General features: G+C 73.4%; 13 protein-coding genes. 6 read left to right on the top strand and 7 right to left on the bottom strand.

The window, feature by feature from the left end; translation table 11 throughout:
- Window positions 1-78: 78 nt before the first annotated feature.
- Together OG309_RS04785 and OG309_RS04780 are read right to left on the bottom strand one after the other, a co-directional pair.
- Window positions 79-906 (bottom strand): 2-amino-3,7-dideoxy-D-threo-hept-6-ulosonate synthase, encoded by an 828-nt coding sequence (locus tag OG309_RS04785; protein WP_329418460.1) that lies wholly within the window; start codon window positions 904-906, stop codon window positions 79-81.
- Window positions 907-929: 23 nt separating this feature from the next.
- Window positions 930-2,198, bottom strand: a complete 1,269-nt coding sequence (locus OG309_RS04780) for an aspartate kinase (protein WP_329418459.1) — start codon at window positions 2,196-2,198, stop codon at window positions 930-932.
- A 307-nt stretch (window positions 2,199-2,505) separates the two neighbouring features.
- Between OG309_RS04780 and OG309_RS04775 the strand changes: the two genes are divergently transcribed.
- The 5 genes from OG309_RS04775 to OG309_RS04755 all read left to right on the top strand — a co-directional run bounded on the left by OG309_RS04775 (window position 2,506) and on the right by OG309_RS04755 (window position 12,196).
- Entirely contained in the window at window positions 2,506-4,152 is a 1,647-nt protein-coding gene (locus OG309_RS04775; protein ID WP_329418458.1) for an FAD-dependent monooxygenase, read from the top strand.
- On the top strand, window positions 4,149-6,278 hold the full coding sequence (locus OG309_RS04770; RefSeq protein ID WP_329418457.1) for an anthranilate synthase family protein: 2,130 nt from the start codon (window positions 4,149-4,151) through the stop codon (window positions 6,276-6,278). Before OG309_RS04775 ends, OG309_RS04770 begins: the two co-directional genes overlap by 4 nt.
- 272 nt (window positions 6,279-6,550) lie before the next feature.
- Window positions 6,551-7,630 (top strand): hypothetical protein, encoded by a 1,080-nt coding sequence (locus OG309_RS04765; protein WP_329418456.1) that lies wholly within the window; start codon window positions 6,551-6,553, stop codon window positions 7,628-7,630.
- A 7-nt stretch (window positions 7,631-7,637) separates the two neighbouring features.
- Window positions 7,638-8,858 carry a 3-deoxy-7-phosphoheptulonate synthase gene (locus OG309_RS04760; RefSeq protein WP_329418455.1) on the top strand — a complete coding sequence of 407 codons (1,221 nt, stop codon included), beginning with the start codon at window positions 7,638-7,640 and terminating at the stop codon, window positions 8,856-8,858.
- Between the two features lie 518 nt (window positions 8,859-9,376).
- Window positions 9,377-12,196 (top strand): helix-turn-helix transcriptional regulator, encoded by a 2,820-nt coding sequence (locus tag OG309_RS04755; RefSeq protein WP_329418454.1) that lies wholly within the window; start codon window positions 9,377-9,379, stop codon window positions 12,194-12,196.
- Window positions 12,197-12,241: 45 nt separating this feature from the next.
- Here the strand turns inward: OG309_RS04755 and OG309_RS04750 are convergent, their stop codons facing one another.
- A complete protein-coding gene (locus OG309_RS04750; protein WP_329418453.1) occupies window positions 12,242-13,225 on the bottom strand; it encodes a helix-turn-helix transcriptional regulator in 984 nt (327 codons plus the stop codon).
- 233 nt (window positions 13,226-13,458) lie between these two features.
- Between OG309_RS04750 and OG309_RS04745 the strand changes: the two genes are divergently transcribed.
- Window positions 13,459-14,871: an aminopeptidase P family protein gene (locus OG309_RS04745; protein WP_329418452.1), complete on the top strand. Its 1,413-nt coding sequence runs from the start codon at window positions 13,459-13,461 to the stop codon at window positions 14,869-14,871.
- 152 nt (window positions 14,872-15,023) lie between these two features.
- Here OG309_RS04745 and OG309_RS04740 read toward each other — a convergent pair whose 3' ends face one another.
- From OG309_RS04740 to OG309_RS04725, 4 genes are all read right to left on the bottom strand, one after another.
- Complete coding sequence (locus tag OG309_RS04740) at window positions 15,024-16,946, bottom strand: anthranilate synthase family protein (protein WP_329418451.1); 1,923 nt, start codon at window positions 16,944-16,946, stop codon at window positions 15,024-15,026.
- A complete protein-coding gene (locus tag OG309_RS04735) occupies window positions 16,943-17,608 on the bottom strand; it encodes an isochorismatase family protein (protein WP_329418450.1) in 666 nt (221 codons plus the stop codon). Before OG309_RS04735 ends, OG309_RS04740 begins: the two co-directional genes overlap by 4 nt.
- Window positions 17,609-17,810: 202 nt before the next feature.
- Window positions 17,811-19,013 carry a 3-deoxy-7-phosphoheptulonate synthase gene (locus OG309_RS04730; protein WP_329418449.1) on the bottom strand — a complete coding sequence of 401 codons (1,203 nt, stop codon included), beginning with the start codon at window positions 19,011-19,013 and terminating at the stop codon, window positions 17,811-17,813.
- A 427-nt stretch (window positions 19,014-19,440) separates the two neighbouring features.
- On the bottom strand, window positions 19,441-20,667 hold the full coding sequence (locus OG309_RS04725) for an IS701 family transposase (RefSeq protein WP_329418448.1): 1,227 nt from the start codon (window positions 20,665-20,667) through the stop codon (window positions 19,441-19,443).
- Window positions 20,668-20,715: the final 48 nt, after the last annotated feature.

Raw genomic sequence — 20,715 nt, 5'->3', positions numbered from 1 at the left:
TCCTTATATGTCACACGTAAACGGGTTCCGGTTGAGCAGCGGCGGGTCGGCGCACGGCGGTCCGCCCCGGCCGGACGGCTAGAGGGCTCCGGAGACGAAGGCCTCCCGGCGGGCGGAGTGCGCGCCCGGGCCCTCGCTCGTGCTGTGCACGATCTGCGAGATCTTGCGGGCCATCGCCCCGGGATCGGGCGCCTGGAAGACGTTGCGGCCCATGGCGACCCCGGCGGCACCGCCGCGGATCGCGTCGCCCACGAAGTCCAGGACCTGGTCCTCGGCGTCCACCCGGACGCCGCCGGCCACGATCACGGGGATGGGGCACGCCTCGACGATGTCCGCCATCTCGTCGGGAGAGCCGGTGTAGAGGGTCTTGACGATGTCGGCGCCCAGGTCGGCGGCGAGCGTCGCGGTGTGCACGACCAGCTCGGGGTCGCGCGGATTGCTGATCTTGGGGCCGCGCGGGTACATCATGGCGAGCAGCGGCACGTTCCAGCGGTCGCACACGTCCGCCACCGCGCCGAGGTCGGCGATCTGCTGCCGCTCGTCCTGCGAGCCGAGGTTGACGTGGACGCTGACCGCGTCCGCGCCCTGCCGCAGGGCCTCCTCGACCCCGGTGACGAGGTACTTGGCGTCCGGGTCCGGAGCGTGGGCGGTGCTCGCGCTCAGGTGCATGATCAGCGACATCCCGGTGAACCGGTCCGTCCGCACATGGCGCAGGCTGCCCTTGTGCAGGACCACCGCGTCCACCCCGTTGCCGACCAGCTGCCCGACCAGGGCGTCGAGTCCGCCCCGGGCGGTGAGCGGGCCGTCCGCGATCGAGTGGTCCAGCGGCACGACCATGAGTCTCTGGTCGCGGTGACGGAACAGACGCCGCAAGCGCAGACTGCGCGCGGAATAGTTGACTGACACGACTGACCTCCCCAACTGGTGGCTCAGAGCGCCACGGTCTGCTCGGTACCGGCTCCGGACAGGTCGAACTCCTTGTGCAGCAGGCACAGCGCCTGCACGCGACGGTCCGCTGGCACGGTGACCGAGGCGCGTAACTGGGAGGAGGACACCCAGCTCGTCGCGATGCCGGCGGCGGCGAGCGCCGCGGTCATCCGGGCCACGTACTCGGGCCGGTTGAGCAGCCCCATGCCGATCAGCGACACCTTCGCCACGTCCGAGTCCACCCGGACCTCGCCGCCGTGCACGGCGACCGCCTTGTCCAGCGCGGGCCCGACCTCGGGCACGTGGCTCCTGCGGATGGTGAACCCCATCCGGAACTCTTCCTCGTGGGGACCCGAACGGGCCACCAGATCCATCGGCACGGCGTGCCGGGCGAGGATCGACAGCACCTCGGCCGCCAGATCGCTGCGTCCCCGGGCGTGCACCAGGACCCTTGCCACATCGGGGTCCGACGTGACGGCGACGACCGCGCCCCCCGTTTCCAGCGAGGTCATCTCGCCCCCCTCTTCCTCTCCTTGTCCGACAACGGTTCCCTCCTGAGTTCCGAGCGAGGTACGGACGTGCAGCTCGACCCCGTGCAGCGCGGCGAGCTCCACCGCCCGTGGGTGGAGGACCTTCGCCCCCGCGAACGCCATCTCCGCCATCATCGAGGCGTGGACGAACGGGAGTTTGCGGGCGTCGGGGACATGCGTGGGGTCCGCGCTGTAGACCCCGTCGACATCGGTGTAGATCTCGCAGCGCTGCGCCTTCAGGGCGGCCGCCACGGCGACGGCGCTGGTGTCCGAACCGCCCCGGCCGAGCGTCACGGTGTCCCCGTGCGTGTTGTGGCCCTGGAAGCCCGTGACCACGGTGACGCTGCCCTGGTCCAGGTGCTCGTTGATCCGGGTGGTGTCGATCCGGTCGACGATGGCGGAGCCCGGCTTCCCGACCACCGCGATGCCCGCCTGGGCCCCGGTCAGCGAGACCGCGGGCACCCCCAGGCGCAGCAGGGTCAGCGCCAGCAGCGCCGCCGAGGCGCACTCCCCGGTCGCGAGGAGCTGATCGGTCTCGCGCAGGTGCTCCGTACCGAGGTCGGAGCCGCCGGCGGCGGCCGCCTGCGCGAGGAGGTCGTCGGTGACGCCGCCCCTGGCGGACACGACGACGACCGTCGACGCTCCGCGGCGGTGTGTCTCGGCGATTCTCGCGGCCACCGCGTCGAGGCGCTCCGTGCTGGCCAAGGAGCTGCCACCGTATTTCTGAACCAGCACGCCCATGTCAGGAGCCCCCGTCGGCTGTTTCTGTCGAATGTCGGCTGTCGGCTGTCTGTCGGCTGTCAGATGCCTTCCGGTCGCTGTGACCCGAAGGCGGCCTCACCCATCTGTTCGAGCGGCGAGGGTCAGCCTGGTCCAGCACAAGGTTTCGGTCATCGCCGTTTCACGGGATATCCGGGGAATGGCGTGACGGCGCCAGATCACGGGGATCACGCGAAGTCGTGATCCCCGGGCACCGGACGCCCCGTGAGGATGGTGGCAACGTCGCGTGTCCAAGGGGGCCGTGCAGGAGCCGAAGGAGCCGTCCGACGTGGGTGTGCAAGAGCTGCGGAGCCGCACGGGGGACGAGGCGCGCGTGCTGGTGGCCGGCGCAGGACCGGCGGGCGCGATCCTCTCGCTGGAACTGGCCGGGCATGGCGTACGGAGCAGGGTGGTCGACCGGGCCGCCGCTCCGCCGCTGTTCCCCAAGATGGACTACATCAACGCCCGCAGCATGGAGCTGCTGCGCCGGCTCGGTCTCGCCGACCGGATACGGGAAGGTGCGGTGCCCGCCGGATTCGACGCGGACTTCGTCTTCCTGACGGGCCTGGACGAGCCGCCGGTGGCGGTCTGGCGCCAGCCGTCCCCGCGGGCCCAGGCCGAGCGGTACGCGGCCGCCGCGGACGGAACCGGGGCGGCCGAACCCTATCTGCGGATCACGGGCTCGCTCCTGGAGGACGTGCTCCGGCAGGCGCTGCGGGACCACCCGCTGGTGGACTTCGAGGAGAGCGTCGAGGTCACCGCCCTGGCGCAGGACGCGGACGGCGTCACCGTCACCCTCGCCGACCGCGGCGAGGGCCCGGCCGGCCCGGACCGCGAACTCCGGGTGGAGTACCTGGTCGGCTGCGACGGCGGGGGCAGCGCGGTGCGCCGCGCGCTCGGCGTCGACCAGCCCGTCAGCGGCCCCTCCAGCAGCCGCTGTTCGGTCTACTTCCGCAGCTCCGACCCGCTGCTCCGGCGCCATGGACGCGCCTTCATCACCACCAGCGCACGGGGCATCACCCTGGTCTCCCGGGACGAGGGCGAACTGTGGACCGCCTCGTTCCAGATACCCGACGGCACCCGCTTCGAGGGCGACCCGGTCGCCGCGATGTGCGAGAAGCTGGGCGAGGAGTTCACCGTGGACGAGGTGCTCACGGTCAGCCACTGGACCGGCACCCTCGCCGTCACCGACCGCTACCGCGAGGGCCGGGTCTTCCTGGCCGGCGACTCGGCCCACCAGTTCTACCCCTTCGGCGGGCACGGGGCGAACACCGGCATCGCGGACGCCGTGGACATCGGCTGGAAGCTGGCCGCCCGCCTCGGCGGTTGGGGCGGTGAGGCGCTCCTCGACAGCTACGAGGACGAGCGGCGCCCGGTCGCCCTGTTCAACAAGGAGATGTCCAGCAACCTCCTGGAGGTCTGGCGGCGCTTCGGGCAGCTCGCCCGCGACGGCGCCTCCCGCGAGCAGCTGGCCGGTTTCCTGGAGCGCGAGTCGTACCAGGTCGACAACTCCGGCATCCACTTCGGACACCGCTACCACCGGTCCCGGGTCATCGCCGCCGAGCCGGGCCCCGCCCCGCGCTGGGAGTGGACGGGCATCACCCCCCAGGCGTGGCCCGGCGGCCGGGTGCCCGCGCTGCGACTCGCCGACGGGACCGAGCTCTTCGACCGCTTCGGCCCCGGCCTCACCCTCGTCGACCTCTCCGGCACGGGCGCCGGCGCCCCGCTCGCCAAGCGCGCCGCCGAGCAGGGGGTTCCGCTGGAGCACGTGACCTTCGACGGGGCCGAAGCCGCCGCGATCCGTACGGTGTGGGGCGCCGACCTGGTCCTCGTACGGCCCGACCAGCACGCCGCCTGGCGCGGTGACCGTCTCCCGGAGGACGGCTCGGCGCTGCTGGACCTCGTGCTGGGCCGCGCGAAGGCGGTCGGGGCATGAGCGAGCTCCTCGACCTGCTGCTCACCCGCGCCGCCAGAGCCGCCGGAACCCCCGGGGAAGGCGGGAAGGGCGGGGACGGCCCGGTGGACGCCGGCGGAACGCCCGTACCGGAGGCGTTCGCCCTCCTGTACCGGCCGGAGCGCACCGGCGACCGGGTGGAGATCCTGCTCGGCGACCCCGGCACCGCCGGCCTGCTCTCCGAACTCCCGCTCACCGAAGCGGAGTCGGGAGCGCCGGAGGGCGCTGCGGACGGTCCGGACGGGCCCCGGCACCAGGTGCTGGCCCTCATCCCGTACCGCCAGATCACCGAACGCGGCTTCGTGTGCCAGGACGACCACGCGCCGATCCGCACCCTGACGGTACGCAGGCAGGGGACGGTCGGCGTCGACGAACTGCTGCGACGCCTGCCGCGCACCCCCGTCGAGCTGCGCGACGCCGGATTCGACCTGGACGACCAGGAGTACGAGGCGATCGTCCGCGACGTGATCAAGCAGGAGATCGGCTCGGGCGAGGGCGCCAACTTCGTCATCCACCGCACCTTCACGGCGGACCTCCCCGGCTTCGGCCCGGAGCAGGCCCTGTCCGTCTACCGCCGCCTGCTCGCCCAGAGCCAGGGCGCGTACTGGGTGTTCCTCGTGTACACGGGGGACCACATGCTGCTCGGGGCCACCCCGGAACGCCACATCAGCGTGGATGCCGGCACCGCCGTCATGAACCCCATCAGCGGCACCTACCGCTATCCGCCGGCCGGCCCCGAACTCGCCGACCTGTCCGCGTTCCTCCGCGACCGGAAGGAAGCCGACGAGCTCCTGATGGTCGTCGACGAGGAGCTGAAGATGATCGCCGGCTTCTGCCCGGACGGCGGCGTCGCCCGGGGCCCGTACCTCAAGGAGATGGCCCGGCTCGCGCACACCGAGTACCTCATCGAGGGGCGCACCCGGGCCGGCGTCGACACGATCCTGCGCGGCAGCCTGTTCGCGCCGACCGTCACCGGCAGCCCGCTGGAGAACGCCTGCCGGGTCATCGCCCGGCACGAGCGCGGCGGGCGCGGCTACTACAGCGGCGTGGCCGCGCTGATCGGCCGGGACGCCTCGGGCGAGGTGGCGCTGGACTCGGCGATCGTGATCCGCACCGCCGAGGTCGATGCCGCACGCCGGCTGCGCCTGGGCGTCGGCGCCACCCTGGTCCGTCTCTCCGACCCGGCCGCCGAGGCCGCCGAGACCCGCGCGAAGGCGGCGGGGCTGCTCGCGGCGTTCGGGGTGGGCGAGACGGAAGGGGTGCAAGAGGCAGAAGAGACAGGGGAGGCAGAAGGGGCGGAGGAAGCGGTAGGGGTGGACGGGCTGGCGGCGACCGGCCCCGGGGCGCACCCGGTGGGCGCCGGACCGGTGGTTCCGGCCGCCCGGACCGCCCCCGTGCTCCTGGGAGAGCACCCCGAGGTCCGCGCGCTGCTCGGCGAGCGCAACCGTTCGCTCGCCCGGTTCTGGCTGGAGCCGGGACGGGGCGCGGCGCACCGCCCGCCGGAGCTCGCGGGGCGGCGCGGCCTGGTGATCGAGGCCGAGGACACGTTCACCGCCATGCTGGCCCGCCAGATGGAGGCGCTCGGCTGCGACGTCGAGGTGCGCTCCTGGCGGGACCACCCCGACCCCGCCGCCTACGACTTCGCCGTGGTCGGTCCCGGCCCCGGCGACCCCCGGGACCTGGCCGATCCGAAGATCGCGGCCCTGCGCCGCGCGGTCCGCGGCCTGCTCGCCAAGGACGTCCCCTTCCTGGGGGTCTGCCTCGGGCACCAGGTGGTGTCGGGGGTCCTCGGCCTCGACCTGGTGCGCCGGGACCGGCCCAACCAGGGCGTGCAGCTGCCGGTGCGGCTGCCGTGGGGGGAGGAGCTGGTCGGCTTCTACAACACCTTCGCCGCGGTCTGCGCGGCGGACGCCTTCGCACTCCCGGGCCTGTCCCGGCCGGTCGAGGTGAGCCGCGACCCCGTCTCCGGCCAGGTCCACGCGATGCGCGGTCCCGGATTCGCGACGGTGCAGTTCCATCCCGAGTCCGTGCTCACCCAGCACGGGCCGGGGATCCTCAGCGAGTTGCTGTGCGGAGTTCTGGCCCCTGTGGCCCCCGTGGCCGTCTGAGCCGACGCCCGCGGATCATCCCCGGAACCCCCGGAACCCCGGAACACGCCCGGAACCCCGGAACATGCCCGGAACCCCGGAACATGCCCGGAACCCCGGAAATCCCTCCGACCGGAACACCCTCCGCCCCGGAAGCCCGCCGAAGCACGGAAATCCCTCCGACCCCGGAAGACCGACCGAACCCTGGAAGACCTCCAGAACCTGGACGACCTCCAGACCCTGGAACACCCCCGGAACCCCTTGCCCACGGACGAGGACGACGAGGAACCCCCATGCCCCAGACACCATCCGACCGTACCGAACGGCCGCCCGGCCGTCGGACCTCCCAGCCGGAACTCCTCCGCCACTCCGCCATGCGCTGGCTGGCCCGCCACCTCCTGGACCGACGGGAAGGCGGCGTGCACCGGGCCGCCCCCGCGGCCGGCGGCAGCCCGATCACCGGCCACAAGCACCTGACCGACCAGTCCGCGGCGGTGCTCGCGCTGGCCGACAACGCGCCGGAGGAGCTGCCGATCGCACTCCAGGGGCTCGAGGCCCTGCTCGACCGGGACGGCCGGCCCGGTTTCTCCGAGGTGGCCGACCGGTCCTGGCGGGTCCGGCCCGAGGGCCGTGCCCGCACCCTGCGCCACCAGTTCCACGCGGCCACGGCGCTGCTCGTCGGCAGCCGGTTCACCTCCGACCCGGTCGCCCGGGTCCGGGCCGTCGACCTGCTGAACCGCTGCCTGAGCACCTGCCGGGACGGCGCGTTCCCCGGCACGCTCAGCGAGGACTGGAAGCGGACCGACGACGACACGCCCTCGCCGCTCACCGCGGCCGCCGCGCTGCGCGCGCTGGCCATCGCCGACGCGCTCGGCGAGCCCGACGTGGACACCGAACAACTCCCGCGCATGGCGACGACGTTGGGCCGGGCGGCGCGTGAGCTGCACACGCCCGGTGGTGAACCGAGGATCGCGCTCGCGCTGGCGCACGCCGCGCGGCTGCTCGACTCGGCGGAGCACGCCGACGCCGCGCACCGGACCATGGCCGTGACGGTCCGTCACTTCACCTCCCGGGGGGACGCGGTGGGGATCAGCGGCGGCGACGCCGCACACCTCCTGCTCGCCGGGGCGGTGCTCCGCTCCCGCGGTCACGACGACTGCGGGGCCACGGCCGTCTCCCGGGCGGCGATCGACCGGCTGGCCGACCGTCGGCACGGCGGATTCCACACCGTACCGGGGCAGGCCGGCGACGCGTCGGCCGTCAAGTACGCGCAGGTGCAGTCCGTGCTGGCCGGGGCCCTGTGCGCCGCGTCCGCCCTTCCGACCTCCCACCAGGGCTGGCCCGCCGAGGGCGCCCGTGACGCCGATGAATGAGTCAGTCATGGTCACCGCCCCGTCCACCGCACCCCATGCCGACCTGCACCGCTGGACCGCGCAGCCCGCGGCCCAGAACCCGCAGTGGCGCGACCACCCGGCGTACCCGGCCGCCATGGAGGCGCTGACCGCGGCGCCCGCCCTGGTCCGCCCCGACGACCTGGTGCGGCTGCGGGCCGGCCTCGCGAAGGTCGCGCTCGGCGAATGGCTGGTCGTGCAGGCGGGCGACTGCGCCGAGAGCTTCTACGAGTGCAACCCCGAGGCGATCGGCGCCCGGCTCGACATGCTGGACCGGTTCGCCGAGGCGATCGGGGCCCGTACCGGCCGCCCGGTGCTGCGCGTAGGCCGGATCGGCGGCCAGTACGCCAAGCCCCGGTCGAAGCCGGTGGAGCGGTACGAGGACCGGACGCTGCCCTCGTTCCGCGGGCACCTGGTCAACTCCGAGGTGCCCAGCCGGGCCGCCCGGCAGGCCGATCCGCGCCGCATGCTCTGGGCCTACCAGGCGGCGTCCCGGGTCCTGGGCCAGGTGGACGAGCACCGGTCCGCGCGGGCGGAGGCCGAGGAGGCGGCGGGTCACCAGGGCCCCTCCCTCGGGCCGTGGTCCAGCCACGAGGCGCTGGTCGTCGACTACGAGGCGGGCCTGCTGCGCGAGGACCCGCGCCTCGGGACGTACCTGGCCTCCACCCATCTGCCGTGGATCGGGGAGCGCACCCGCGATCCCGACTCCGTCCACGTGCGGATGCTCGCGACCCTCGCCAACCCGGTCGGCTGCAAGGTCGGCCCGACGGCGGACCCCGCCGCGCTGCGGCGCCTGTGCGGGCTCCTGGACCCGGAGCGCACGCCGGGCCGGCTCGTCCTGATCGCGCGCATGGGCCGGGACCGGGCGGCGGAGGCGCTGCCGGGGCTGGTCGCGGCGGTACGGGAGGCCGGGCACCCGGCGGTCTGGCTCTGCGACCCGATGCACGGCAACACGGTCACCGCTGCGAATGGCCTGAAGACGCGTCATCTCGACACGCTCGTCGAGGAGGTGCGGATCTTCCTGCGGACGCTGGAGGAGCAGGGCGTGCCCGCGGGAGGTGTCCATCTGGAGGCCGCGGGGGAGCAGGTCACCGAGTGCGTCGGCGGCGCCGTCACGAGCGAGAGGGAGTTGACACGGCGCTACACCACGCTGTGCGATCCCCGGCTCAGTCCGGAGCAGGGGCTGAGGCTGATCGACAGCTGCTTCTGATACGGATCTGACGCGGCGCCGCAACGGCACGGAGAATGTCCTAAGTTGATTCGTAGTGCGTTCGACATGTGTACGAATCAACTTAGTAGAGCGTCCGAATCGCTCCACTGGCCGCTTTCGTCCGTCGGGGACCTGATGGATTCCGGTCCCCGGCGGCGCGATTCTTTCCTACCGGATCCATGCCCTCCGGGCCCGGATCGCCGGTCCGTCAGGCCTCTGGCGTGCGAGGTGAGTTCTCCGGGGGCGAAGTGGCGTCGATCCGGTGCGCGGCGACTTCGCCGGATCGGCGTGAAATCACCGCGATCCGATCGCGCCACAGGTGCGAGGATCGGTCATGCCCAAGTCATCCCGTGGTATCGAGTCGATCAAGGGGTGATCTGCCCGGTCGCCGCGCAGAGGTTCGAACAGTAGCCTGACGCCGTGTGCGACGATGGCGGCGCGGAGTGAGTGACGCAGCTCACGAAGCGTGCTGGGTGCATCCATGAGAAGTGGTGCGTGAGTTGGGGGAGGACACGCATATGCCCGTGGGACGCATGGTCGGCAGAGACGCCGAACTGGTCCGCATCCGCACAGCGCTCGACAACACCATGGCCGGCGTCGGCGAGTGTCTGATTATTGAAGGTTCACCCGGAATCGGCAAGAGTCGACTCCTGGCCGCCGCCGCCGAGTACGCCACAGAACTGGGCATGGCGACAGCCCCCGGACGCGCCACCAAACTCGACCACGTCGCCCCGCTGAGCACCCTGCTCGGCGCCCTGAGGAACAGCTGCCCCCTCGTCGTCGACAACTTCGACCAACTGGGCGACCCGTCCTCCAACCGCTTCTGGCTCATCGACCAGCTGGGTGACCGGCTGGAGCGCTACGTGACCGAGCGGCCGCTGCTCATCACCCTCGACAACGTCCAGTGGGCCGACGAGCTCACCGCGCTCGCGCTGCGCCTCCTCGTCCCCTCGCTCACCTCCTCGCCCGTCCTGTGGCTGCTCGCCTGCCGCACCGCGCCGTCCCGTTCGCCCGGCCGCAGCGCCGTGGAGCTGCTGCTCCAGGAGGGCGTCGAACGCATCGACCTGCGCCCCCTCGACGACGCCGCCGTGAACGCCCTGTGCCGGGAGATCCTCGGCACGGAGCCCGACCGGGACCTCCTCGCCCTCGCCCGCCGCAGCGGCGGGAACCCCTTCCTCCTGGAGGAGCTGCTGAGCGGGCAGCGCGCCGGCGGCGGACCGCTGCCGGCCGTCGACGGCCTGCCCGGCTTCGGCGACCGGCCCATCGGCGCCGACCTCTCGGCCGGCTTCGTCGACGCGGTCCAGCGCCACTTGCAGAGCCTCTCGCAGGACGCCCACCGATTACTGGAAGCGGGCGCGGTCCTCGGACGCCCCTTCACCGTGCACGAGGCCGCGGGCCTGTGGGGCCGCAGGGCCGTCGAACTGGTGGCCGCCGCCGAGGAGGCGATGCAGCAGGACGCCCTCATGGAGACCGGCACCGAGCTGGCCTTCCGCCACGACCTCATCCGCGAGTCCGTGCTGAGCGCCATCCCCGGACCCGTACGCAAGGTGCTGCACCGCGAGGCGGTCACCGTGCTGCGCGCGGAGAACCGCCCGGCCAGCGAGATCGCCGAGCACCTCATCCGCGGCAGCTCGCACTGGAACAGCCAGACCGTGGACGCCCTGCGCACCACCATCACCCAGCTCGCCCGGACCTCTCCCAGCACCGCCGCCGACCTGGCCCTGCGCACCCTGAAGGCGATCGGCGACGACCACCCGGTCCGGCCGCGGCTCGCCGCGGAGGCGGTCGGCCTGCTCTCCACCGTCGGCCGGCTCTCCGAGGCGCAGGAGCTCGGCGAGGCCGCGCTCAAGACCGGCATGCACCCCGAGACCGAGGCCATGCTCCTGTACGGCCTGGCCTCGGCGCTCAAGCACGGCGGGCAGGACGTGGCGGCCGTCCGCTACACCGAGCGGGCGCTGGCGCTGCCGAGCGTCGCCGACCCGGTCCGCGCCCGGGTGCTCGCCATCCAGGCCCACGCCCTGCTCAACGCGGGTGGACTGCGCGACGCCGCCGTCTCGGCGGACCAGGCGGTCCTGCTCGCCCGCAGCGCGGCGGAGTACCCGTCGATGGCCCTCGGCATCGCCGCCCAGAGCATCGCCGCACAGTCCTCCGGCGACATCTCCGGCGCCATCACCCTGGCCGGCGAGGCGGTGCAGATCGCCGACGAGTACGGCGGCGAGGCGGCGCAGCTCCACCCGCGCCTCTGGCTGGGCTCCGCGATGGCGGCGGCCGACCGCTTCACGGAGGCCGCCGCGGTCTACGAGTACGGCCAGCGCGAGGCGCACCGCTTCGGCACCGCCTGGTCGCAGCCGCTGTGGCACTACCACCGGGCCGAACTCTGGCTGGCCCGCGGCCTGGTCGACGACGCCGTCGCCGAGGCCGAGGCCGGTCTGCGCATGGCCGAACAGCTCACCACCATGGCCATGGGCGTGCCCCTGCTCGCCACCCTCTCCCGGCTCGCGCTCTGCTCCGGCGACCTGGAGACGGCCCGCGCCCGCCTGGAGTGCGCCCGCCGGCTCGACGCGGACGGCATCGGCTCCCGCGTCGAGGACCTCGCCTGGTGCACGGCCCTGCTCCTGGAGGCCGAGGGCCGCCCCGAGCAGGCGCTGGAGGCGTTGAAGCCGCTGCTGGACGGCCTCCCCGGCCGGGTGCTCCTCTTCACCCAGGAGCCGGGCGCCGCCCCGCGCGTGGTCCGGCTGGCCCTGCGCACCGGCGCCCGGGACATCGCCAGCGTCGTCGCCGACGCCATCAGCGGACTGTCCCGGCGCAACCCGGGCTTCGTGTCGCTGGCCGCCGCCGACACCCACACCCGCGGCCTGCTCGAAGGGGACCCGGCGATGCTGCGGGCCGCCGTCGAGGCGTACCAGGACAGCCCGCGCACCCCGCTGCGCGCCGAGGCCCTGGAGGACCTGGGCGCGGCGATGCAGCACACCGGGCACCGGCACGAGGCGACGGACCTGATCCGCGAGGCGTACGACCTGTTCACGACGGCGGGTCTGCGGATGGACGCCGACCGGGTCTCCGAACGGCTCGGCCGGCCCCTGGTGGCCCGGACGGCGGCGGGCCCGCCGCAGCTGGCCTCGCTCGCCTGGAGCCAGCTGACCCGGTCCGAGATCAAGGTCGCCCGGCTGGTCGCGGAGGGCCTCACCAACCGGGAGGTGGCGGCCCGCCTCTTCCTCTCGCCGCACACCGTGGACAGCCACCTGCGCCACATCTTCTCCAAGCTGGGCCTGTCCAGCCGCGTGGCGCTGACCCGCTGGGTCCTCAAGCAGGACGCCGCCGCGGAGGCGGAGGGCTGACCGGGACGCCCGCCCGGCCGGAGCCTCGGGCCGGGCGGCCCCGCGTCACAGCCAGCCGGCGCGCTGCGCCTGCAGCGCCATCTGGAAGCGGTTCGCCGCACCCAGCCGGGCCATCAGGATCTGCAGCCGCCGGAAGAAGGTGCGGCGGCTGATCCCCAGCTCGCGGGCGATCACCTCGTCGCTCGCGCCGCCCGCGAGGAGCCGCAGCAGCCGCCGGTCGCCCGGCGCGAGGCCCCCCGGGCGGGCCGTGCCGCCGTGCAGTGGCAGCGCGTTCTGCCACGACTGCTCGAACAGCGCCACCAGCGCGGACAGCAGCCCGCACGGCTGCACGACCAGCATCGTGTTGACGACGTCCGCCTCCTTGATGGACAGCGACACCAGCGCGTACGCCTCGTCGATGATGAGCAGCTTCACCGGCACCGACGGCAGCACCCGGGCCTGCTCCCCGGCCTCGACGCACGGCTCGATGACGTCCTTCAGGTGCCCCGGATGCTCCAGCGACTCCCGGGCGTACACGACCCGCTGCCGCACCCCCCGCGCCAGCGTGGCCAGCGAGTCCTCGGTGGCGCCCGTCAGCGGGACGTACGGCGGCGACTCGAACTGCCGGATCTGCTCCCGGGCGCTGGCCCAGGCGTGCCGCATCCGCCGCCCGATCGCCTCGCCGGTGACGACCTCGACGAGATCGTCGTTGTACGCGGCCAGCCGGTGCCGCCGGAACGAGTCGAACGCGCCGCCCACGGCGATCCGCGACTCCTCCAGCTCCGCAGCCCGGTGCCGGGCCAGGATCTCCAGGCCCGCGGCCGGCGGCACCGGGGCCACGACGTCCCCCGCCTCCTCGGCGGCACTCGCCAGACCCGCCTCCACCAGCGCGTCGTAGGCGGCGGCCAGCGCCTCGCCGCCCAGGCCGGCCGCGCTCCCGATCTCGCCCAGCGGGGCGGGCGCCCGCTCCAGGAGGGTCAGGTAGACCCGGACCGCCGTCTCGTCGATGCCGAGCAGCCGGAGCGCCTCGCCGAGTCTCGCGTTCGTCATACCCCGCATTATCGACCCTCCGGCCCCTCGGATGGCCGATCGGTGCCACTGGCACTCCACGGCCCCCACGGGTGCCGCCGGGCGCTACCGTCCAGGACGACGTCGAGCCACGGCGGCAGTGGGCGCGTCCCGAGGAACGGGGGCGGGACGCGCCACCCTGCCCCGCGCCGGCCGGCGCACCGCGCGACACCCACAGCGAAGACGCAGCATCCACAGCGAAGAAGGGACACATCGTGGCCAAGGGGCGGAAGAACGGTCTGTACGACGGGATCTCCGAGGAACTGTCCGCGCTGATGCGCACGGGCTGGGCCGACACCGAGCGGCACGACCTCGAACTCGCCGAGCAGTCCCCCTACGCGGCCCGCCGCCGCGAAGCGCTCTCCGCGCGCTTCCCCGGCGAGCGCCTGGTGATCCCGTCGGGCAACCTCAAGGTGCGCTCGAACGACGACACCTTCCCCTTCCGGCCGTACACCGGCTACGTCCACATGACCGGCGACCAGGCCCGCGACTGCGCCCTCGTCCTCGAACCGCGCGCGGACGGCGGCCACGACGCCGCCCTCTACCTGCTGCCGCGCGACAGCCGGGACACCGACGAGTTCTGGATCGGCTACACCGCCGAGCTGTGGATGGGCCGCCGCCGTTCCCTCGCCGAGTCCGAGCGGGTCCTCGGCCTGCCCTGCCGCGACGTCCGCACCGCCACCGCCGACCTGGCCGCCGACGCCGAGGTCCCCACCCGTATCGTCCGCGGCATCGACCCGGCCCTGGAGGCCGCCGTCACCACCGACGAGGACCGAGACGACGAGCTCGAAGAGGCGCTCAGCGACCTGCGGCTCGTCAAGGACGAGTGGGAGCTCGGCGAGATGCGCAAGGCCGTGGACTCCACGGTGCGCGGCTTCGACGACGCCATCCGCGAGCTCTCCAAGGCGATCGCCACCTCCGAGCGCTGGATCGAGGGCACCTTCTACCGCCGCGCCCGCCTGGAGGGCAACCACGTCGGCTACGGCACGATCGCGGCCGCCGGCGACCACGCCACGATCATGCACTGGACGTCCAACGACGGCCCCGTGCGCCCCGGCGAACTGCTCCTGCTCGACGCCGGCGTCGAGACGCACAGCCTCTACACCGCCGACGTGACCCGCACCCTCCCCATCAGCGGCACCTTCACGGACGTGCAGCGCAAGGCGTACGACGCGGTGTACGAGGCCCAGCAGGCCGGCTTCGACGCGGTCAAGCCGGGTGCCGCGTACCGCGACTTCCACGTCGCCTCGCAGCGGTACCTCGCGGAGAAGCTGGTCGAGTGGGGCTTCATCGAGGGCCCCGCCGAGCGCGCGTACGAGCTCGGTCTGCAGCGCCGCTTCACCATGGCCGGCACCGGCCACATGCTCGGCCTGGACGTCCACGACTGCGCCCACGCCCGCAACGAGGAGTACGTCGACGGCGTCCTGGAGCCCGGCATGGTCCTCACCGTCGAGCCCGGCCTGTACTTCCAGCCGGACGACCTCACCGTGCCGGAGGAGTGGCGCGGCATCGGCGTCCGCATCGAGGACGACCTGGTCGTGACCGCCGACGGGTACGAGAACCTCTCCGCCGGCCTCCCGCGCACCGCCGACGAGGTCGAGGCCTGGATGTCCCGCACGGCGGGCTGACCCTCCGCGGGCCGCACGCCCGGGCCCCGGCGTCCGCACGGACGCCGGGGCCCGGGCGTCCCGCCGACCGGGCCGGACGGCGCTGCCGGCCTACGCGGCGGCCGTGGCCGGGTGCGTCCGCCCCGCCGTGCCCGTGTCCGCGTCCGCCTCCGTCACCGGCGGGCGCCCAGGACCTCCCGCAGCAGGCCACCGGAGAGACGCACGCCGTCCTCGGTCAGGAGGGACTCGGCGTGGAACTGCATCGAGGCGAAGTGCGGGCCGCGCAGGGCGTGCACCTCGGAGGTGAGCGGATCGCGGCTCACCTCCACCGGGCCCACGCCCTCGCAGTCGACCTTGTCCTCGGGGCTGCGGGCGGCGAACGTGTTGTAGAAGCCGACGCGTTCGCGGGCGCCGAAGAAGTCGATCTCCTGCTGGACGCCCTGGTTGGGCGTGTCCCTGCGGACCAGGGGGAGGCCGAGGCGCAGGCTGAGGACCTGGTGGCTGAGGCAGACCGCGAGGAACGGGCGGCGCTCGGCGAGCAGGGTGTCGACCGCGGTGCGCAGGTGGGCGATCTTGGGGTGGGAGATCTCCCGCGGATCGCCGGGACCCGGCCCCATCACGACCAGGTCGTGCCCGTCGAACGCGTACGGTTCGTCGAAGCGGCGGACCGTCACCTCAAGTCCCAGGGACCGGAGTTGGTGGTCGATCATCGAGGTGAAGGTGTCCTCGGCGTCCACCACCAGCACCCGTCGGCCCGCGAGTTCGGGCACCGGCCGGACCCGTTCCGCGTGTCCGGTGAACCAGAAGCCGGCGAGGGCGGTGTTGCGGCCTTCCAGCGAGGCCCGGACCTCGGGGTGGTGGTCGAAACCGGCTGCGCCCGCCGCGGGCCGGCGGCCGGCGGCCGGGCCGGGTTCCCGGAGCGCCGCGAGCAGCCCGGCCGCCTTGGCCCGGGTCTCGGCGACCTCCGACACCGGGTCGGAGTGGCGCACGAGCGTGGCGCCCACGCCGATCCGCACCCGGCCGCCGCGGTCGATGTCGGCGGTGCGGATGAGGATGGACGAGTCCAGGGCGTGCTCGCCCCGGGCGTCGCGGCCGATGAGGGCGACCACGCCGCTGTAGTAGCCGCGGCCCTCCGGCTCGTACCGGTCGATGACCCGGCAGGCGCTCTCCAGCGGGCTGCCGGTGACCGTCGGCGCGAACATCGACTCCCGCAGGATCTCGCGCGGGTCCAGGGCGGTGTGCCCCTCGATGAAGTACTCGGTGTGTGCGAGCCGGGCCATCTCCTTGAGGTACGGGCCCACGACCCGCCCGCCGCCCTCGCAGATCCGGGCCATCATCTTCAGCTCTTCGTCGACGACCATGAACAGCTCGTCGGCTTCCTTCCGGTCGGAGAGGAACTCCATCACCCCGGGCAGGTTCGGGCCGGCGGGCGGATAGCGGTACGTCCCGCTGATCGGGTTCATCACGGCGTTGCCGCCCCGGACGCTGAGGTGCCGCTCGGGCGTCGCGCCGACGAAGGTCCGCTCGCCGGTGTGCACGACGAACGTCCAGTAGGCGCCCGATTCGCCGCGCAGCAGCCGCCGGAAGAACGACAGCGCGCGGTGCGGGGTGTAGCCGGTGATGTCGGTGACGAAGGAGCGCTTGATGACGAAGTTGGCGCCCTCGCCGGTGCCGATCTCGTCCGCGATGACCCGCCGGACCGTCTCCGCGTAGGTCTCGTCCTCGATGTCGAAGTCGCCTCCGGCGAGACCGAGGGGCAGGTCGGGGAGCCTGCGCAGCACCTCGTCGAGGGGGACGGCGGCCTGGTCGGTCACGCTCATCGCGATCAGCGGCTCGCCGTCGTCCGGCGCCGCGAAGCCGCGTTCGGCGATCTGCCGGTACGGGACGAGGGCCAGCAGGTCGTGCCGGGGGCCGTCGCCGGGCGCCGGGGCCCGGTCCGGGAGGGGCAGGTCCGCCAGCGTCGCCGGGGTGGAGATCCGGCCGAGCAGGACGTCCACGGTCTGGGGACCGGCGCTCTCCGGGCGGTGCAGCAGGGCGTAGGCGGGCGGGTCGGCGGCCAGCACCGAGGCGAGGAGGTCGACGGGCGTCCCGGTCATGCGGTCGCTCCGGCGGTGCGGGCCCCGGCCGTCGCCAGCTGGGCGAGGACGGTGCCGGTGGTCGTGACGACGGCGCAGCGCTCGGCCGCGTACTCGAGTGCCTGCCGGTGATACGCGGCCGAGAAGTCGGCGACGGCGTCGGCGACGAAGAACGGCTGGATGTCATTGGTGAACGCCTCGACGGCGGTCATCAGCACGCCGACGTGCGCGTACACACCGCACACCACCAGCTGGTCGCGGCCGCGCTCGCGCATCCACTCCAGCAGACCGGAGCGGAAGAACGCGCTGTAGCGCCACTTGGTGAACACCTGGTCGTCCGGCCCCGGCGCCAGCGGCTCCACGACCTCGCGGTCCGCGGGGTCGACCCGCATGCCGGGCCCCCAGAAGTCCTTCAGCAGCCCGCGTTCCTCGGCGTTCATCCCGCCGGGCTGCGCCGTGTACGCCACCGGCATCCCGGTCGCGACGGCACGCTCGCGCAGCAGGGTGGCGTTGCGCACCAGCGGCTCGCGCAGGGGTGCGGGGAACGGGCGCAGGAAGTAGCGCTGCATGTCGTGCACGAGCAGCACCGCGCGGTCCGGGTCGGCGGACCACCGGGCGGTGTTGCCGGGCAGTTCGTCCGCGGACGGCAGCGCGTACGGCTCGATGGGGGGTATGCCCGCCATGGCTGATCTCTCCTTGAAGGGAGTGGTGTGGTGTGGATGGCATGGGGGCCGGGGACGGCCGTGTGCCGGAAGGCGGCGGAGGGGCGCGGCGAGGCACGGAGGGGCGCGGGAGCCCGCGGGGCTCCCCGGCCCGGCCGCGCCCCTCCCGTGGGCCCCGGCACGGCGTGGTCGGCGCCGGCCGGGGGTGGTGGGGCCGTCGCGGCTACGCGGCCGCCGGCCGGGCCGCGTGGGCGGCCTTCCACCAGGACGAGACCACGGACAGGGCCTGTCCGGGGTTGAGCCGGGGGTCGCAGCAGCTCGTGTAGCGGGTGCCGACGAGGTCGACCTCGGAGGGGTTCAGGACGCACTCGGTGACGTCGTCGGGGGTCGTCTCCAGGTGGAGTCCGCCCGCGACTCCGCCGCCGGCGGCGACCGCGTCGCGGAACTCGTCGGCCTCGCGCGCGATCGTCTCCAGGTAGCGGGACTTGAGGCCCACGGGGGTGTTGACCGTGTTGCCGTGCATGGGGTCGCTCAGCCAGATCACCGGGTGTCCGGCGGCGCGTACGGCCGCCACCAGCGGGGGCAGCTTCCCGGCGACGGTCCCGGCGCCCATGCGGGCGATGAGGGTGAGCCGGCCGGCCTCCCGCTCGGGGTCGAGCCGCTCGCACAGGGCCAGCAGCTCCTCGGCCGTCATGTCGGGGCCCACCTTGCAGGCCACCGGGTTGACGACCTCCGCGAGCAGGGCGACGTGGGCGCCGTCGAGCTGCCGGGTGCGGTCGCCGATCCACGGGAAGTGCGTGGAGGTGAGCAGCAGGCGCCCGTCGGGCTGCCGCCGAAGCATCGGGACTTCGTAGTCGAGCAGCAGCGCCTCGTGGCTGGTCCACACCGGGGCGCCGATGCGCGGGCGGCCGGGGGCGTCGAGCCAGCCGAGGCCGGCCATGACGGCGCGGGCCGCCTGGTAGCCGGAGAGCAGTCGCTCCGGGTCGGGGCGCCGCGACTCGGGGTCGGGTTCGGGGCTGTTGACCATGTGCCCGCGGAAGACCGGGAGTTCGAGGTCGCCGACCCGTTCGGTGGGCCGGGAGCGCGGCTTGCCGTACTGGCCGGCCATGCGGCCGATCCGGACGACGGGTCTGGCCGTGGCCATCTGCAGTTGCCCGGCGAGGACGTTCAGCAGGCCGGCCTTGCGGGCGACGTGACCCGGGGTGGACTCGGCCGTGTCCTCGGCGCAGTCGCCCGCCTGGACCACATGGGCCTCACCCGCCGCGACCCGCGCCAGCATGGACCTCAGGGTGCGTACGTCCTCGGCGTCGACGAGGGCGGGCAGGGCGGCGAGTTCCTTGCGCACCCGCAGGACGTGCGACTCGTCCTCCCAGGGAGGCTGCTGTAAGGCGTTCTCATATCGAATGTCGAGCAGGGCGTCGTCCATCGGATTCTCCAATCGCGCGGCGGCATACGGCGATGCGGGACGCGAGGAAGGGAAAGAGAAGAGGAGGGGAAAAGGGCAGGGCGGGAATTCCTGCTCGCAGTAGATCGTCCGATGGATTCCGGACCTTCGGGGGAAACGGGGTCGGTATCCGTCAGGTGACGCGCGATCCGTCAAGTGGCCGTGGATATGTCAAGTGCGTGTGCCCGCGCACCGGTTGAATGGGGCACGCATACGAAGAGACCGGCGGGCCGACGGTGGGGAAACCGTCGGCCCGCCGGTCGCGGGGAGGGATAGGGGAGACAGCGGACGGGGGATAAGGGATAGGGGGTGGGGGGATGGGGGATGGGGGATAGCGGATATGGGGAGAGGGAAGAGGGCTTCGGGGGCGGCGATGCGGCGGCGGCGGAATACCGGGGGCGGATGCGGATCAGGCGCTGCGCGCGTGTGCGTCGCTCCTGGCCAGGGCCACGACCGCGTGCGCGGCCGAGGCGAGGGTGATGTGGCGGTGCCAGCCGCCGAAGGAGCGCCCCGAGAAGTCCCGGATGCCCACCCGGTCGGCGATCTCCCTGAAGTCCCGGTCGACGCGGTCGGCGAGTCGGGTGAGCCGTACGAGGGAGGCCGGTGGTGAGGTGGTGAGGTTGGTCAGCCACAGCTTGGCCGGCCAGCGGCCGCCCTCCTGGCCCACGCCGAGGAGGAGCACCTCGCCCTGACCGGCGGGGGATCCGGGCAGGGCCGGTCCGGTGACCCGTACGGTCGCGGCCCAGTGCGTGCGCGGCGGGCCGCCCGGTTCGTGGTGGGGGGTCGTGACCGGGCGCCGCAGGTCCTTGGCCATGATCATGATCTGTTCGGCTGTCAGCGGCGTCCGTCCGGCGGCGGGCAGGGCGGGGTCCGCGACGGTCAGCGGCTGGTCCTCGCAGACGCTGACCAGCAGCGGCATGCCGGTGGCGTGCAGCTTCTCGAAGATGGGGACGGCGTGCACCTCGCAGGAGTCGAGCACGAACGGGCGCACGGGTAACTGCCAGCGGGTCACGGCCTCCAGGCAGGCCTCGACCACCGACTCGCTGAGGGTCTCCACCGGCACGTCGTCGGGGATCGCCACCTGGCTGCGGCGCCGGTCGTCCTTGAGCCAGGCCTGGGGGAGGTGCAGGCGCCAGTTCACCGGGGTGCTGGTGGTGTCCGAGGCGGCCCAAACGCCGACCGCGCGCTGGGCGTTGAGCATCTGGCCCAGGGTCGGGAAGAAGTGCCTGTCCACGCCGACCGAGTGGCGTCCGGTCTTGGGGATGATGACCGGCTGCACCACCCACGCCTGCGGCGGACGGGCGTCGACCCAGTGGTCGGCGAGTGCCCGGCGGATGGGGATCCAGTCCCAGGTGGACGCCGAGATGAAGTGGTGGAGGTTCTGCTCGGAGGCCTGCTCGCCGAGGAGCGCGGCGATGTTGCGCACGGACTTGCGGCCCGGGGTCTCCAGCAGGCCCCGCAGGTACTGAACGGCCTTCCGGCACTGGTCGTTCCGGGACAGCGAGGTGAAGAGCGTCGAGGAGAACTCGGAGAGGACGGCGTCGTGGGTGCCGGTCTGGAAGGGGCTGGCGGTGGGGGCGGGGATGGCGTGGGTCCCTCGCACCGGGGCGATGGGACGCGGGTCGAGGCTGAGCATGAATCTCCTCACTACTGATCCAGCCCGTGTCCTCGCGCGTCCACTCTG

Source organism: Streptomyces sp. NBC_01268 (genome assembly GCF_036240795.1).
Classification (GTDB): Bacteria; Actinomycetota; Actinomycetes; order Streptomycetales; family Streptomycetaceae; genus Streptomyces.
The sequence above is the reverse complement of the archived record's forward strand: the minus strand, read 5'-3'. Positions and strand labels throughout refer to the sequence as shown.